Consider the following 15,875-nt stretch of genomic DNA (forward strand, 5'->3'; position numbering starts at 1 on the left):
CTGAATCCGTTGACGCCACCGGGCACAACACCTCGTGCGGTGCCGATGTTCCCCGTGGCCAGGGTGCCCGCGCTGCAGCGCCGGCACGGGCGGGGCTCACGAGATGACGATCTCGTTGAGCTCGAGGTAGTTCTTCCCGTTCGTCACCGGCAGCTCCGTGATCCAGAGGACGAACGAGTCGGCGACCGTCTCCTGCGACAGCTCGAGCGTGGTGGTCCCGCTGAAGGAGCCCGAGGCGAGCACCTCGCCGCCCGTGGGGTCGTCGCCGGATGTCGCACGGACCTCGACGTTGCCGCCGTCGGAGTTGGTGCGCAGCTCGATCGTGGTGACCGGGGCCGGCTCGTCGAGCTCGATGACGTACCCGACGCCGGACTTGAGGCCACCGAAGGCCTGTGACGTGTACTGGCGGGTGTACCAGAACGTCGACGGGTCGGCGTCGTAGGCGAGGTCGACCGCCTCCGGATGCTCGCCCGCATCGTCCCCGCCCTCGGGGTCGAGCTGGTTGCCCGACGCGATGACCGGACGGGCCTCCGGCGTCTCGGTGGGTTCGGGCGCGGTGGACGTCTCGTCGCCGCCCGTACCTTCGCTCTGCTCGGCCGCGGGCGTCGGCGACGCGTTCTCCGCGATGGTCGGCGCGAACGGCTGGAGCGCGCGGTTGGCCGCCCACAGTGCGCCGGCGATGACCAGGACGACCACGAGTGCCAGGACGATCGGCGTCGGGTTCACGCCGCGACGTCGGGGTGCTGGGGTCGACGTGAAGCCACCGGTGTTGGTCGGCGGCTCGCCGACGCCGCCCGACGGCGGCGGGGGCGGCGGCACGGGGGCGTGCGCCGTGCCGACCGGCGCCTGAGCCGCAGTCGGTTGCGCCTGGGCCATGGCGTAGCCCGCGCCGCCGGCGGCCGCGTACCCCGCAGCGGGCGGGGTCTGCTGGCCGTAGCCCTGCTGGCCGTAGCTCTGCTGGTCGTAACCCTGCTGACCGTAACCCTGTCCGTAGGCGCTGGGCGCCGTGGTCGACGGGTAGCCGGATCCGGGCTGCGGGGGCAGCGCGGCCGTGGCCTGCGGGTCGCCGACCGGCGCCTGCGGAGCCGTCGGACGGCCGACGGGCGGCAGGGCCTGGGTGCCGCCCCCGGCGACCGCCGCACCGGCGGCGGCCCCTGCGGCTCCGGCCGCCGCGGTACGTGCGATGCGTCCGCTGCTCGCCGGACGACGCACGGGCGGCGCGGGCGGAGGCGTGCCCGGCCGTGAGACGCCGGTGGAGACGGCGCCCAGCACCGACGAGCGGACAGGAGGCTCGGTGGCGGGCTGGACGAACTGCGGCAGTGCGGCGACGACCGACACCTCGCCCCAGGGAGCGAGGGCGGCGACGACGTCGCCGGGTCCGGTGGGCGCGTCGGGCGAGCCGGCGCCGAAGGTGCGCCGGACGAGGGTGTCGAGGCTCTCGTCGACGTGCGGCACGAGCGTGGAGACCGGCACCACTCCGGAGGCGTCGGTCTGCGCGGGAAGGGGGCGCACGGCGTCGGCGGCGACCCACGGCCCGTCGAGGCTGTCGCCGGCCCAGCGAGCGGTGAGCGCGTAGTAGACGAGCGCCACGAGATTGCGGGCGTCCGCCGCGGCGGCGGCGTCGCCGCCCAGGGCCGTGTCGCTGGAGTCGCGCTCGGCGAGCGCGGCGTCGATGCCGAGGCCCGTCACCACGATCCGGTGACCGTCGACACGCACGGCCTCGGGGCGCACCGCCTGGTGGTGCACCCCGCGCTGGGCGGCGGACTCGAGGGCCGCCGCGGCCTCGCCGACGACGGCGCGGGCCTGCTGGGCGTCGACGAGACCGTGCGAGACGATCTCGGTGAGCGACGACCCGCGGTACGGCTCGCTGATGATGTAGTGGCGCGGCCCGGTGCCCAGGTCGGTGGTGCCGACGTCGAGCACCCGGCTCAGGCGCGGGTCGGACACGAGCGCTGCGCGCCGCGCGGCGTCGAGCGCGGCGGACGCGTGCGGGCCGTCGATGAACGTGACCCGGACCGGACGGTCCAGGATCTGGTCGTGCGCCTCCCAGGCTTCGGCGGCGGCGAGATCGGACGCCGCGGGCTGCGACAGCCGGTAGCGATCGACCATGACGGTGCCGGGATGGGCGGTGCTCACCTGGTCTCCTCGGTGGGGTATCGGGGGGAGGGTGTCCTCCGGTCCATCGGACCATGGTACGGGCGGCAATGCGCCCCGGAGGCCGACCCTCGGGGCGGTGTCATGAGGTCCTCGTGTCGGTATGGCGACGGTGCCGGTCGCTCCCCGGCACGGGGGGCGGATCGCGACAAGCGCCGGCCGGTCACCGGCCCAGGCGCCGCAGCACGGGCCGGAGCGCGTCGTCGAGCTCGCGGACCCGCAGGAGCTTGAGCAACCCGACGTAGGCGCCCAGCATGACGGTCCCCCCGACGGCGGTGACCAGCAAGGCGTGGCCCCACGACGCGACGTCGTCGCCGTCCAGGAGCCGGACCACGAGGTACCCGAGCCCGCCCGCGACGACCGCGCCGATCGCCGCGCGCACGTACAGGCGCATGACACGCGGGCCGTCGATTCCCTGCAGCTTGCGCCGCATGCCGCCGATGCGCAGCAGCACGGACACCCAGGTGGACAGGGCATAGGCGCCGCCCGCGGCGACCGCCCACCACGCGGGGTCCAGCACCTGCACGGCCGCCCACAGCGCCGCGACGAGGCTGACGGTGGCGATGACCTGGATGACGAAGATGCTGCGTCCGTCCTCGAACGCGAAGTACATGCGCCGCACCATGACCGTCGCGCCGAGCGCCACGATGCCGACCGCCATCGCCCGCAGCACGGGGGCGATGGCGGCGATGCCGTCCGCGCCCGCCGTCGGCAGCAGGGTGGCCGTGAGCGGGACCGCGAGAACGAAAAGCACCGCTGCAGAGATCACGGAGAAGATGCCGGCCGAGCGCAGGCCGAGCGACATGTCGGCGCGGACGCCGTCGAGGTCGCCGCGGTGCACGGCGGCCGTCATGCGCGGGAAGAGCACGGTGATGATCGAGACGACGACCAGCGAGTGGGGGAGCAGGTAGATCGTCATGGCCTGGGTGTACGCGGCGGGCCCGGCGAACGCCTCGCCCGCGGCGTGGTCGGCCGCCTGGGCGCCCTGGCCGAGCACCCGCGTGAGGTAGACGATGCCGACCTGCTCCAGCACGACGGCGCCCAGCGTCCAGCCGACGATCCGGCTCGCCGCGCGCAGCCCGATGCCGCGCACGCCGAGGCGGAAGCGCCAGGCGAAGCCGGAGCGGCGCAGCGCCACCACGAGGACGAGCGCCTGCGCGGCGATACCGAGCGTCGCGGTGGCCCCCATGACCGTGGTCTGGGTGCTGCTCCAGGCGTCCAGGTCCGAGATGCCGCCCGACGGGGCGCTGCCCCACACGACCAGGAAGGCGCCGAATCCGACCAGCGACACCACGTTGTTGGCCACCGGCGCGACGCCGTACGCGCCGAAGCGCCCGCGCGCGTTGAGGACCTGGCCGAGCAGCATGTACAGGCCGTAGAAGAACAGCTGCGGGATGCACCAGTACGCGAACACGACGGCGAGCTGCCGGCCCTCGTCCGACCAGTTGTCACCCGTGAAGAGGAGCACGATCAGCGGCGCGGCGACAACGAGCACCGCGGTGAGCAGCAGGAGCCCGAGCCCCGAGAGCGTGAGGAGCTTGTCCAGCCGCACCCGCGAGTTGGGCGCGTTCATCGCCCGCAGGATCTGCGGCATCAGGACCGCCTGCAGCAGGCCCGCCGAGATGAGCGCGAACAGCATGTTCGGCAGCTTGTTGCCGATGTCGAACGCGTCCGCGACGGTGCCGATCGACCCGACGCACGCGACGAGCAGCACGGACCTGACCAGGCCCGACGCGCGCGACGCCGCCGTGCCCAGCGACATGATCAGCGAGCTGCGGCCGAGGCGGGCGCGCTGGACCCCGTCCGGGTTCGCGGGCGCGTCGCCGGACCCGGTGCCGGGGGACTCGGTGACGCCGGGCTCCGCGCCGACCGGCGCGCCGGCGGCAGGACCCGCGCCCGCGGCGGAGCCGGCGGCCCTGGCGTCGGCCCCGGTGCCCGCGGCCGACGACGACCGCCGCCCCCGGCCGGCACGGGCGTGCCGGGGCGGGTGCTTGCCGTCGGGGTCGGCGGGGCGGGCGGGGGTCATGCGCGGTCGTTCTCCGGGGGTGCGGTGGGTGCCGTGGGTGCGGGGGATTCGGCCGGCGCGGCCGGTTCGGGCACGGGCGGGGTGTCGGCGCCCGGTGTGGCGGCGGTGGGGATGCCGGCGGGCGGCGTGGGCGGCTCCACGACGGGCCCGACGACCTCGCCGGTGGTGCGGCGCGGGGAGCGCCCCCGTCGGACGGTGCGCCAGATGCCGGCGACGAACAGCACGCCGATCGCGGCGGCGACGACGGCGGTCCCCACGGTCTCCCACCCCGCCCGCACCCGCACCGCGAAGTCGGCGGGCTCGGCCACGGAGGCCCCGCTGGGTGCGAGCACCTCGACCTCGATCTCGACGTTGCCGGAGCCGATCGCGCGCACCTGCACGGGCACGTTGCTGGACTGTCCGGCGGGGATGACGACGGTGGGCCGGGTCTCGACCTTCAGCCGCGGGTCGTCCGGCCGCAGCACGACGGTGACCGTGGCGTCCACGTCCAGGTCGTTGCGGACCAGCACGGGCAGGTCGCCGGAGTCGCTGATGAGCGTGACGGTGTCGCGGTCGGCGACGGTGATGCCCTGGCGCAGGTCGTCCGCCCGGGCGACGGCCGAGCTCACGGCGGTGTCGCGGGCCTCCGGGTCGTCGCGGTAGGCGACCGCGAGCGGCAGCGCGAGCGAGCGCTGCACGCTGCCGGCGAGCTCGACCGGGTCCGCGGCGACGGTGGCGAACGACGTGACGGACCGGTGGGCGTCGGCCAGCGCGCGCACCGCCGAGGGGGCCAGCTCGGCGTCGTCGACGTCGTTGTCGGGCAGGTCGGCGCGGGGCGTGTCGGTGGCCGGCGTGTCGATCGTCTCGGCCAGGGGGACGACGTCGGACCAGTCGGCCGCGTCGAGCGCCTCGAGCACCTGGTGCAGGGCAGCCACGTCGGGCGTCCATCCGCGCGGCAGGGCGGCGAGCACGTGCACGCCTGCCTGCCCCTCGTCTCCCGCTGCCCCCTGCTGCATGGCGAGCAGGGCGGTGTCGGCGAGGAGACGCTGGGCGGTCTCCGTCGGGGTGGCGTCGGCGTCGGTGGTGATGCCGGCGACCACGTCGGACAGCTGCTCGTCCGCGACCAGCGCCGAGACCTTGCCGGACGGCGTCGCGACCGCGGTGCGCGCCGAGGCGGCCGCCCCGGCACGGGGGGAGAGGCCGTCGCTGACCAGCACGTGGTCGACGGAGGCGGCGCGGGCGGCGGCCATCGTGGCGACGTCGGGCCGTCCCTGCGGCCACGCGAGGGTGATGTCCCACGCCTCCGGCGTCTGCCAGGGGCCGGGCAGCACGGCGTCGGCACCGGTGGCCGCGGCGGTCTCGCCGGCCGAGAGGTCGGCGTGGGCGAGGGCGCCCAGGTCGGGGTCGAAGGCGGGGAGCGCGGCGACGTCGGGGGCACTGCCGTCGGTGAGCCGCGTCGCCCAGGCGGCCGTGGCCGTGTCCGCGGAGGCGCTCGCGGCGGCCACCAGCGCAGGATCGGCCGCCAGGGAGACGCCGGGGGAGGCGCCCGATGGCGTTCCGGCATCGGCGAGTGCCGCGAGCCGGCCGCCGTCGGCGGTGAGCCCGGCGAGGTCGGAGGCGTACGCCTCCGCGTCGAGCGCGTCGACGGGAGGGCCGGTCACGGGCGCGACGACGCTCACGCCGACGGGGTCGGGCGTCGCGCCGTCGGGCGCGAACAGCAGGAACGTGTGCAGGACGTCCAGCGGCGTCCCGTCGGCCATGACCGCGAGCGACATCTCCCGCGGGCCCCACGCGGCGTCGGACCCGAGGTCGAGGATGTCGACCTGCAGCGTGAGCCGCACCCGCGTGGACTTGCCGGGCGCGATCCGGTCGACGGGCTCGGAGAGCTGCTCGGCGGCGACGGTCGTGCTGTCGTCCTCGGCCCAGGCGGCGAGGTCGTCGCGGGACGAGACGGGCCGCCAGTGCACCCCGAGGTCCACGTCGGCGCCCTCGAGCGCCGTGTCCCGCCCGTTCGTCACGCGCGCGGTGAGCGCCACGCTGTCTCCGGGGCGGGCGACCGCGGGGACGGCGTCGAGGAGCTCGACCGTCACCTCGCCGTCCTGGGGGGCGGCGGGGGCGGCCTCGGCGGACCCGTCCAGCGTGCTGGCCGGCAGCCCCGTGGTGCCGGCGTCCTCGACGGACGACGCACCGCCGTCTGACGTGCCCGGCGTTCCGCCCGACGGCAGCGCGACCACGCCGGTGACCAGAGCGGTCACGAGCAGCGCGGCGAGGAGACCGGCGAGCGCGGCGAGGGCGCCCGCCGTCCTGGACACGGTCACGCGACGGGCCTCACTCGGGCGTGCCGGCATCGCCGGGGCCGACGATGCCCGGCCGGCGGGCGAGCACCTGCTGGGCAACCCCCGCGAGCCGCTGCTCGTTGGGGTACGACAGCCGCGCGGGGAGCTCGGCGACGGGCACCCACAGCGCGTCCTCGGCCTCCCGGTCCGGGTCGCCCTCGGCCGTGATCGTGCCGCCCTCCGCGCGCAGGAGGAAGTGGTGCACCACCTTGTGCACGCGACGGTCCTCCCCGCTGAACCAGTAGTCGATGACGCCGAGCTCGGTGCGGACCGTGCCGAGGATGCCCGTCTCCTCACGGATCTCGCGGACGGCCGCCTGCTCCGGCGTCTCGGCACCCTCGAGGTGGCCCTTGGGCAGGCACCACTCGAGCCGGCCGCCGCGGTTGCGGCGCACGATCACGGCGGCCTGCGGGCCGTCGGGCGTGGGGTCGATGACGAGGCCGCCGGCGGAGGTCTCCTCCACGACCGGCAGATGAGTCGTCGTGCCCGACGGCGTGGCGCCCACGATGCCGGGGGACGAGAACCCGTGCTGACCCGCGAGGCGGGACGGGTCGACCCGCAGCGGATGCCCGCCGGGCGGGACGGGGACCGGCGCGGCCGGGCGCCCACGGCGGGGGCCGGGGACCGGGGCCGGGGAAGACATGCGCCCACCCTACCGATTGCGCGAGGCCGCCCGTGCGAGGCACCGCCGGCCCGGAACCGCGGGTGCGCGGACGCTGGACCAGCCGCCGAGGCACCGGGCGGGCTGGGTCGACGCGCGGCGGGCCGCGGAGGCATCTGGGAGAATCGTTCGTCGTGCCGACCCCTGAGCCTGTTGCCCCTGCGGCCCTCCTGCACCGCGCCCTCACCGTCCTGACCGAGATGGCCCCGGCCGCGGTCGAGCTGGGCGAGATCTTCCGAGACGCCGGGCACGAGCTGGCGCTCGTCGGCGGCCCGGTGCGCGACGCCTTCCTCGGACGGGCGAGCAACGACCTCGACTTCGCGACGTCCGCCACCCCTGACGAGACGCAGGCGATCCTGGCGCGCTGGGGCGACGCGCACTGGGACATCGGCAAGGAGTTCGGCACCATCGGCGCGCGCCGGTTCGCGCGCTCCGGCCGCGGCGGACCGGACGCGGCCGACGTCGTCGTCGAGATCACCACGTACCGCAGCGACGAGTACGACCCGGCGTCGCGCAAGCCCGTGGTCGCGTTCGGCGACACGCTCGACGGCGACCTGTCGCGCCGAGACTTCACCGTCAACGCGATGGCGGTGCGGCTGCCGGACCTCACGTTCGTCGACCCGTTCGGCGGCCTCGAGGACCTGGCCAGGGGTGTGCTGCGCACGCCGATCGCGCCCGAGCGGTCGTTCGACGACGACCCGCTGCGCATGATGCGGGCCGCCCGGTTCGCGGCCCAGCTCGGCTTCACCGTGGAGCCGGCGACGCGTGCCGCGATCGTCGACATGGCGGGCCGCGTGGAGATCGTCTCGGCCGAGAGGGTGCAGGCGGAGATCACCAAGCTGCTGCTCGCCGACCGTCCGCGGGCCGGCCTCGAGGTGCTGGTCGACACGGGCCTGGCCGACCACGTGCTGCCCGAGCTGCCGGCGCTGCGCCTGGAGATCGACGAGCACCACCGGCACAAGGACGTCTACCAGCACTCCCTCACGGTGCTCGAGCAGGCGATCGCGCAGGAGACCGGCCCCGACGGTCCGGTGCCCGGCCCCGACCTCGTGCTGCGCCTGGCGTCCCTGCTGCACGACGTCGGCAAGCCCGCGACGCGGCGGTTCGAGCCGGGCGGCGGGGTGAGCTTCCATCACCACGAGGTCGTCGGGGCCAAGCTCGTGGCCAAGCGGCTGCGCGCGCTGAAGTACGAGAAGCAGGTGGTCAAGGACGTGGCGAGGCTCGTCGAGCTGCACCTGCGCTTCCACGGCTACGGCGAGGGCGCCTGGACGGACTCCGCCGTGCGGCGGTACGTCACCGACGCCGGGCCGCTGCTGGAGCGGCTGCACCGGCTCACGCGCGCCGACTCCACCACGCGCAACAAGCGCAAGGCGCAGCGGCTCGCCGACACGTACACCGCCCTCGAGCACCGCATCTCCGCACTGCGCGAGCAGGAGGAGATCGACGCGATCCGCCCCGACCTCGACGGCACGCAGATCATGGCGATCCTCGGCATCGCGCCCGGGCGCGACGTCGGCACGGCCTACAAGCATCTGCTGGCGCTGCGCATGGAGCGCGGCCCGCTCGGCGAGGAGGCCGCCACCGCGGAGCTCAAGGCCTGGTGGGAGGCGCGCCAGGGCTGAGCCCTCCCGGGGCGAGATCCGCCGGGGCTCTGTTGCCGGGAGCCACGGGCCCCTAGGGTGACGCCCGGGTCTTCGCGCCGGTGCGGGGCCGACTCGGGAGGGTGCGCCGTGGGAGCTGCCGTGGGGACCGTCAGGGGCAGCGACCCGCGGGCGCGCCTCGTCGTGGCGGCGTTCTACCTGGTGCAGGGCATGTGCTTCGCTGGGTTGCTCGCCCAGGTGCCGACGCTGCAGGACGACCTGGGGATCTCGGACGGCACCCTGACGCTGGTCCTCCTGCTCGTGCCGGTGATGGCCGGGCTGGGAAGCGTGCTGGCCGGGGCCCTGGCACCGCGTGTGGGCAGCGCACGGCTGCTGCACGTGTGCGGCCCGCTGGTGGCGCTCGCCGTGCTCGGCGCAGGTCTCGCGCCGAGCGTCACCGTCCTCTACCCGACGGTCGCGGCGGTGGGGCTGCTCCTCGGCCTGGTGGACGCGAGCATGAACATGCAGGGCGTGGAGGTCGAGCGGCGGTACGGCCGCAGCCTGCTCAACTCGTTCCACGGCGCGTGGAGCGTGGGCGGCATCCTCGGCTCGCTGGCCGCGGTGCTGGCGCACTCGCTGGGGTGGTCGCTGGCGGGCGGGCTGGGTCTGGTGGCCGCGGTCGGTGTCGCCGTGGACCTCGCGGCGGCGGGGCTGGCGGGTCGCGGGCGCGGTGAGGCGGACGGCGGCGCGACCGTGCCAGGCCTGGCCGTCACGGAGCGGCGCCCGTCGTTCGCGCCGGTGCCCGAGCCGGCCCGGGGGCCGGCACGCGAGCCGGCACGCGAGCCGGCACGCGAGGCGACGACGCCCGCGGCGCGGCCGCCGTGGGGGCCGCTGATCCTGGTGGGCCTCGCGGTGACCATCGTCTACGTCGCGGACTCGGCGACGTCGAACTGGTCCACCAAGTACATCCAGGACGCCCTGGGGGCGCCCGCGAACGTCGCACCGCTCGGGCTGGCCGCGTACCTGGGGTGCCAGCTCCTCGGTCGGCTCGCGGCCGACCGGCAGGTCAACCGGTTCGGGCCGGTGGTGCCCGTGGCCGTCGGCGGGATCGTCGGGGCGGCGGGGCTGGCGGCGGTGACGCTCGCACCGGGGCCGTGGGCGGCCGTGGCCGGTTTCGCGCTGACCGGCCTCGGCCTCAGCGTGGTCGTGCCGCTGTCGTTCTCCGTCGCGGGCCGCCTCGACCCCGAGGGCACGGGCGTGGCCGTGGCGCGGGTCAACCTCTTCAACTACGTGGGCTTCGTCGTCGGTGCCGGACTGATCGGCGGGGTCGCCGAGGTGCTGAGCCTGCGCCTGGCCTTCGCCGTGCCGGCCGTGCTCGCGCTGGGGGTGGTCGCGCTCGCGCCGGCCTTCCGCGTGGCGGCGGCGCCGGCGCGGGAGGCGTCGGCCACGACAGCCGCGTCCTGACGCGGCGGGACATGCCCGGGGNNCCCCCCCCGGGTGCCCGGCCGGAGGTGACGGCGGCCGGGCGGTCCCCGCCGGCGGCCTCCGTCGACGGGGCCGGGACGGGGACGGTCAGTGGGCGGGCACGCCCGCCTCGACCGTGGCCGGCTTGCGCATCCGCGTGGCGAGGGCGAAGGCGGCGACGGCCAGCACCGCGGCCGCGACGAACGCCAGCCGGGCCCCTCCGGACATGGCCTCCGCCTCGGACGCGCCGCCGTCGGCGAGCGTGATCGACCGCACCGTCATCAGGGCGATGAGGAGGGCGGTGCCGGCCGCGCCCGCGAGCTGCTGGACGGTGCCGAGCACCGCCGATCCGTGGGAGTACTGCCGCGGCTGCAGCCCGCCGAGCGTCGAGGTGAACGTCGGGGTGAACACGAGCGCCAACCCCAGGCTGACCACGATGTGACCGGCCAGCACGACCCAGACCGGGGTCGACGGCGAGAGCAGGGCGAACACGACCATCCCCGCCGCCACCGCGCCCAGGCCGGGGAGGACGAGGACGCGCGGCCCGTGCCGGTCGTACAGGTTGCCGACGACCGGGCCGAGCAGGCCCATGGCGAGCCCGCCGGGCAGCATGATCAGGCCGGTCGTCACGGCCGACATCCCCATCGCCTTCTGCGTGACGATCGGCAGCAGCATGAACGTGCCGAGCATCGTGCCGAAACTCAGGGCCATGAGCCCGATCCCGAGCGCGAAGCCCGGGGCGCGGAAGACGCGCAGGTCGAGCAGCGCGGCGTCGGTGCGCTGCAGCACCAGCTGGCGCCACACGAACAGGGCCAGGACCACGACGCCGACGCCGACCGACGCCGCCGGCGGCACCGCGACGTCGTGCTGCGCGGCCTCGCCGAAGCTCGACAGCCCGTAGACGAGGCCACCGAAGGCGACCGTGGCGAGGAGGAGCGACAGCGCGTCCAGGCGCTGGCGGGAGCGGTCCGCGACGTCGCGCACGAGGACGGTGCCGACGGCGAGGGACACGATCGCGATCGGCAGCACGATCCAGAACACCGCGCGCCAGCCGAGCGACGTCACGACCAGCCCGGACATCGTCGGGCCCAGGGCGGGCGCGACGGAGATCACCATCGACACGTTGCCCATCACCCGGCCGCGGTGGGCGGGCGGGACGAGCAGCATGATCGTCGTCATGAGCAGCGGCATCATGATCGCCGTGCCGGACGCCTGCACGACGCGGGCCGTGACGAGCAGCCCGAACGCGGGCGCGAGGGCGGCCATCAGGGTTCCCGCGCTGAACAACGACATCGCGAGGATGAACGCCCCCCGCGTGCCGAGACGCTGCACCAGCCACCCCGTCGCGGGGATGACGACGGCCATCGTCAGCAGGAACGCCGTGGTGAGCCACTGGCCCGTCGCCTCGGTGACGTGCATCTCGGCCATGATCGCGGGCAGCGCGACGCCCATGGTCGTCTCGTTGAGGATGACGACGAAGCCCGACCCGAGCAGCAGGGCGATGACGACGAAGTTCTGCCGGGACAGGTGGCCGTCGGCCGGCGCGGCCGATGGGGCGCCCTGCGCGGCGTTCGTTCCCGGTGGTGCGGTCGTATCGGTCGATGGGGTGGCTGCCACGGTGGGTCTCCGCTCACGTCGGTGGCCGGGCGCGCCCGGCTGAGGGCATGGGACTGCCGGCGCCGGTCAGGCGCAGACGTCGTCGTGTCGGGTCGTGAACCGGGGATCGGTCACCCTCGGTGCGGTCGCCCGGAGGCCGGACCGTACTGTGTACGACCATTCGCCATCCTGCGATATTCCCGCGATCGGGACGACTCTTTTTCGCGCCCGGACTCATCGGCGCCCGGGCGGCGCGATTCCTGGCCGCGCGGGGTCAGGCGATGGTGGCGACGTCGCCGGCCGCCGTCGCGCCGGGCGCCGGGCTGGCGAGCCCCGCGCCGGCGGGAGCGACGTCGGACGGCGTGCGCGCACCGCGCGTCCACAGCACGAGCGCGACGAGCACGTACGCGACGGCGAGCCCGGCGAAGACGCCGCGTGACCACCCGGTGTCCGGCAGCGTGAACGCGGCGAGCGCGGCGGCGCCGACGAACGCCGCGTTGTACAGGACGTCGTAGAACGCGAACGCCCGGCCGCGGTAGGCGTCCTCGGCGTCGCGCTGCACGATGGTGTCGACGGCGATCTTGGCGCCCTGCGCCGCCAGCCCGAGGAGCGCGGCCCCCGCGAGCACGACCGGACGCGCCGGCGTCGTCACCATGAGCAGCTGGCTCGCGGCGGCGAGCAGCAGCATGATCGCGATCCACCCCTGCGGCCCGGTGCGCCGCGACAGCGTCGGCGTGAGCACCATCGCGGCCGCCCCGCCGACGCCGGTGAGGGCGACGACGACGCCGAACGTCGCCATGCCGGCCGCCTGGTCCCTCGGTTCGAGCAGGTTGCGCGAGATGAGGATGGACGCGATGAACACCACCCCGTACAGGAAGCGGTGCGCCGCCATGACGAGGAGCGCCTGCCCCGGCGTGCGGCGCGCGACGAGGTAGCGCGCGCCGTCGGCCAGGCCGCGGGCGACGCGGGCGATCTCGCTGCGGATCGCGGCCTCGGCGGGCTGCTCCGGCCCGAGCTGCGTGCGCCCCAGCCGCAGCGCCAGCAGCGACGCGACGCCGAAGACCAGGGCGGCGCACACGAGGGCCGAGGAGTCCTTGACGCGGCCGGGCTCGAAGCCCAGCCCGAGCACGTACCCGACGCCGCCGCCGACGAACGCCGCCCCCGCGCCCAGCGTCGGCGTGAGCGAGTTGGCGGTGAGCAGCAGCGTGCCGTCGACGACGCGCGGCAGGCCCGCGGACAGGCCCGCGAGGAGGAAGCGGTTCACGGACAGCGCGGCCAGCCCGAGGGCGTAGATCCACCACGTCACGCCGCCGGTGAGCATGAACCCCGCCATCCCGAGCGTGATCACGACGCGCACCGCGTTGCCCCACGCGAGTACCTGCCGGCGCGACCACCGGTCCAGGAGCACGCCCGCGAACGGGCCGACGATCGTGAACGGCGCGAGCATCACCGCAAACGCCCCGGCGATCGCGGTGGCCGTCCCCGCCGACTCGGGCGAGAAGAACAGCAGCGACGCCAGCCCGACCTGGAACATGCCGTCGCCCGCCTGCGACACCAGCCGGACGGCGAACAGCTTGCGGAATCCCTCCAGGCGCAGCAGCGCCCGCAGCTCCGACATCACACCCGCCCCCGCACTCACCGCGTCAGCCTAGGTGCTCGCCGTGCCCGTCCACCCTGAGGTCGTCCCCCCGGGAGCGCGACGCCGGTCACACGACGATGATGACGGGAGCCACGGAGGGAGCACGATGCCCGATCGCCCGACCCCGCTCACGTCCCCGCTCACGTCCCCGCTCACGGTCGGCCTCGTCGGGTCCGGGCTCATGGCCCATGCGCACGCGCCCGCGTGGCGCGCGCTCGGCGCCGACCTCGTCGTCCACTCGCTCGACGGCGCGCCCGAGCTCGCCGCCGCGCACAGCGGTCGCGTGGCCCGCACGCTCGACGAGCTCCTCGACGTGGCCGACGTGGTCGACGTCGCCACCCCCACATCCACGCACCTCGACGTCGCCGCCGCGGCACTCACGGCCGGCCGCCACGTGCTGTGCGAGAAGCCGCTCGCGCGCACCGCGTCCGACGCCGCCGCCCTGCTCGGCGCCGCCCGCGCGGCGGACCGTCAGCTCTACCCGGGCCACGTGGTGCGGTACTTCCCCGAGTACGCGGTCCTACGTGGCGCCGTGCGCGCCGGAGACGTCGGTACCCCGGCCGTGCTGCGGTTCGCCCGCGGCGGGGCGTTTCCCGCCTGGTCGCCCTGGTTCGCCGACGAGGCGCAGTCCGGGGGCATCGTGCTGGACCTCATGATCCACGACCTCGACGTCGCCCGGTGGGTCGCGGGGGAGATCACGTCGGTGTTCGCCACCCGCCGCTCCGTGGTTGCGGACGGCGCGCCGCACGCGCTCGCGCACGTCGTCCTGACGCACGCGGGTGGCGCGATCAGCCACGTCCGAGGGTCATGGGGTGCGTCGCACACGACGTTCGCCACGTCGTTCCACGTGGCGGGCGACTACGGCGTGCTGCGCTTCGACTCCGCGGACGCGGGCGGGGTGCGGACGGACCTGGCGGCCGTCGCGTCGGGCGGGCAGGAGCGGCCCGAGCCAGCCGCGGGGGAGAGCCCTTACCTCACCGAGATCCGGGAGGTCGCGCGGGCCTTCACGTCGTCGTCGGCGGCGCTGCCTGACGACCATCCCCAGCACCCACGGGTGAGCGCCGTCGACGGCGTGATCGCCGTCGAGCTCGCCGAGGCGGCGCTCGCCTCCGTCGCGTCCGGAGCGCCTGTCGCGCTGGACACCGCCGCCCGCGTGCGCGGTCTCGGCGGGACGCCGGAGCCCCCGTCGGGCGCCACCCTCGCGGTCGTCGACCGCACGAGCGCCGGGAGCCCGGCGTGAACGGGCTGCGGGTCGCGGTGCTGTCGTTCGCCCATGAGCACGCCGCGTCGTACATCTCGCTGTTGCACGACCGTACAGACGTCGAGCTGCTCACCGCCGACCCCGACTTCGCGACCGCCCCCGCCGACGAGCTGCGCGGGCGCGGATTCGCCGCAAGGCACGGCGCCGCCTACGTCGAGACGTACGAGGAGGCGCTCGCCTGGGGTCCGGACGCCGTCGTGATCTGCGCGGAGAACGCCCGCCACCGCGACCTCGTGCTCGCCGCCGCCGAGGTGGGCGCGCACGTCCTGTGCGAGAAGCCGCTCGCGACGCGGGTCGAGGACGCCGAGGCGATGGTCGCGGCCTGCGACGCAGCCGGCGTCGTGCTCATGACCGCCTACCCCGTGCGGTTCAGCCCGGAGTTCGCCACCCTGCGCGCCCTGGTGGAATCGGGCGCGCTCGGCGTCGTCCTGGGCGGCACCGGGACGAACAACGGCAAGCTGCCGGCCGGCCGCTCCTGGTTCACCGACCCGGAGCTGTCCGGCGGTGGCGCGCTCGCCGACCACGTCGTGCACGTGGCGGACCTGCTCGACGCGCTGCTCGGCGAGGAGGCCGTCGCCGTGAGGGCCGTGACCAACCGCATCGTGCACGGCGACGACCCGCGCGTGCGGGCCGAGACCGGCGGGCTCGTCAGCATCACGTACGCAGGCGGCGCGGAGGTGACCGTCGACTGCTCGTGGTCCGTGCCCGACGGCGCGCCGACGTGGGGCGGCCTGACGCTGCAGGTCGTCGGCACGGGAGGCGTCGTCGAGATCGACCCGTTCGGGGCACATGTCGGCGGCGTCGTCGCCGGGGGCGCCGAGCAGGCGTGGCTCGGCCTCGGGGAGAACCTCGACGCGCTGATGCTCGAGCACTTCCTCGGGTGCGTACGCACCGGGTCCACGCCCGGACCGGACGGACGGGCCGGGCTGCGCAGCCTGCGGGTCGTCGCGGCGGCGCAGGAGTCCGTCGCGGCCGGCGGCGCCGTCGTCCGCCTCACCCCGTCCTCCGCGAGATAGAGACCGCGGGACGTCGAGACAGAGAAGCCTGTCCACAGGATCTGTGGACAGGCTTCTCCATCTCGACGTCCCGCCCTCTCTATCTCGGCGGGGGCGCTTCTCTATCTCGCGGGGGTGTCAGCGCTCGATCGGATGGTCGCGCCGACCTTGCGCTCCGCTACGG

10 protein-coding genes are annotated in these 15,875 nt (G+C 75.4%); 4 read left to right on the plus strand and 6 right to left on the minus strand.

Annotation, left to right across the window (positions count from 1 at the left end):
• Positions 1-96 precede the first annotated feature (96 nt).
• The 4 genes from ABD254_RS09505 to ABD254_RS09520 form a co-directional block, all read right to left on the minus strand.
• On the minus strand, positions 97-2,136 hold the full coding sequence (locus ABD254_RS09505; RefSeq protein ID WP_344247892.1) for a protein kinase family protein: 2,040 nt from the start codon (positions 2,134-2,136) through the stop codon (positions 97-99).
• 181 nt (positions 2,137-2,317) lie between these two features.
• Positions 2,318-4,180 (minus strand): murein biosynthesis integral membrane protein MurJ, encoded by a 1,863-nt coding sequence (murJ, locus tag ABD254_RS09510; RefSeq protein ID WP_344247894.1) that lies wholly within the window; start codon positions 4,178-4,180, stop codon positions 2,318-2,320.
• Positions 4,177-6,477 (minus strand): DUF6049 family protein, encoded by a 2,301-nt coding sequence (locus ABD254_RS09515; RefSeq protein ID WP_344247896.1) that lies wholly within the window; start codon positions 6,475-6,477, stop codon positions 4,177-4,179. The genes murJ and ABD254_RS09515 overlap by 4 nt, the downstream gene beginning before the upstream one ends.
• A gap of 10 nt (positions 6,478-6,487) precedes the next feature.
• The gene (locus tag ABD254_RS09520) at positions 6,488-7,138 is read right to left on the minus strand and encodes an NUDIX hydrolase (RefSeq protein ID WP_344247898.1); all 651 of its coding nucleotides are present in this window, start codon (positions 7,136-7,138) and stop codon (positions 6,488-6,490) included.
• A gap of 152 nt (positions 7,139-7,290) precedes the next feature.
• Here ABD254_RS09520 and ABD254_RS09525 point away from each other — a divergent pair, with 152 nt between their 5' ends.
• Entirely contained in the window at positions 7,291-8,778 is a 1,488-nt protein-coding gene (locus tag ABD254_RS09525; RefSeq protein ID WP_344247900.1) for a CCA tRNA nucleotidyltransferase, read from the plus strand.
• A gap of 120 nt (positions 8,779-8,898) precedes the next feature.
• A complete protein-coding gene (locus ABD254_RS09530) occupies positions 8,899-10,200 on the plus strand; it encodes an MFS transporter (protein ID WP_344247902.1) in 1,302 nt (433 codons plus the stop codon).
• A gap of 108 nt (positions 10,201-10,308) precedes the next feature.
• On the opposite strand, the gene ABD254_RS09535 is transcribed toward ABD254_RS09530, so the two are convergent.
• Together ABD254_RS09535 and ABD254_RS09540 are read right to left on the minus strand one after the other, a co-directional pair.
• Positions 10,309-11,817, minus strand: coding sequence for an MDR family MFS transporter (locus tag ABD254_RS09535; RefSeq protein WP_344247904.1), 1,509 nt, complete (start codon positions 11,815-11,817; stop codon positions 10,309-10,311).
• Between the two features lie 253 nt (positions 11,818-12,070).
• Positions 12,071-13,414: an MFS transporter gene (locus ABD254_RS09540; RefSeq protein ID WP_344248533.1), complete on the minus strand. Its 1,344-nt coding sequence runs from the start codon at positions 13,412-13,414 to the stop codon at positions 12,071-12,073.
• A 127-nt stretch (positions 13,415-13,541) separates the two neighbouring features.
• On the opposite strand from ABD254_RS09540, the gene ABD254_RS09545 reads away from it, so the two are divergent.
• Positions 13,542-14,675: a Gfo/Idh/MocA family protein gene (locus ABD254_RS09545; protein WP_344247906.1), complete on the plus strand. Its 1,134-nt coding sequence runs from the start codon at positions 13,542-13,544 to the stop codon at positions 14,673-14,675.
• A complete protein-coding gene (locus ABD254_RS09550; protein WP_344247908.1) occupies positions 14,672-15,712 on the plus strand; it encodes a Gfo/Idh/MocA family protein in 1,041 nt (346 codons plus the stop codon). Before ABD254_RS09545 ends, ABD254_RS09550 begins: the two co-directional genes overlap by 4 nt.
• Positions 15,713-15,875: the final 163 nt, after the last annotated feature.

This window comes from Isoptericola hypogeus, from assembly GCF_039531145.1.
In the GTDB taxonomy this organism is placed as follows: Bacteria; Actinomycetota; Actinomycetes; order Actinomycetales; family Cellulomonadaceae; genus Isoptericola; species Isoptericola hypogeus.

Excerpts from the sequence above, each read along its gene's own strand:
- ABD254_RS09540 (WP_344248533.1), bottom strand. The coding sequence starts at position 13,414 with ATGTCGGAGCTGCGGGCGCTGCTGCGCCTGGAGGGATTCCGCAAGCTG.
- ABD254_RS09520 (WP_344247898.1), bottom strand. The coding sequence starts at position 7,138 with ATGTCTTCCCCGGCCCCGGTCCCCGGCCCCCGCCGTGGGCGCCCGGCC.
- murJ (WP_344247894.1), bottom strand. The coding sequence starts at position 4,180 with ATGACCCCCGCCCGCCCCGCCGACCCCGACGGCAAGCACCCGCCCCGG.
- ABD254_RS09545 (WP_344247906.1), top strand. The coding sequence starts at position 13,542 with ATGCCCGATCGCCCGACCCCGCTCACGTCCCCGCTCACGTCCCCGCTC.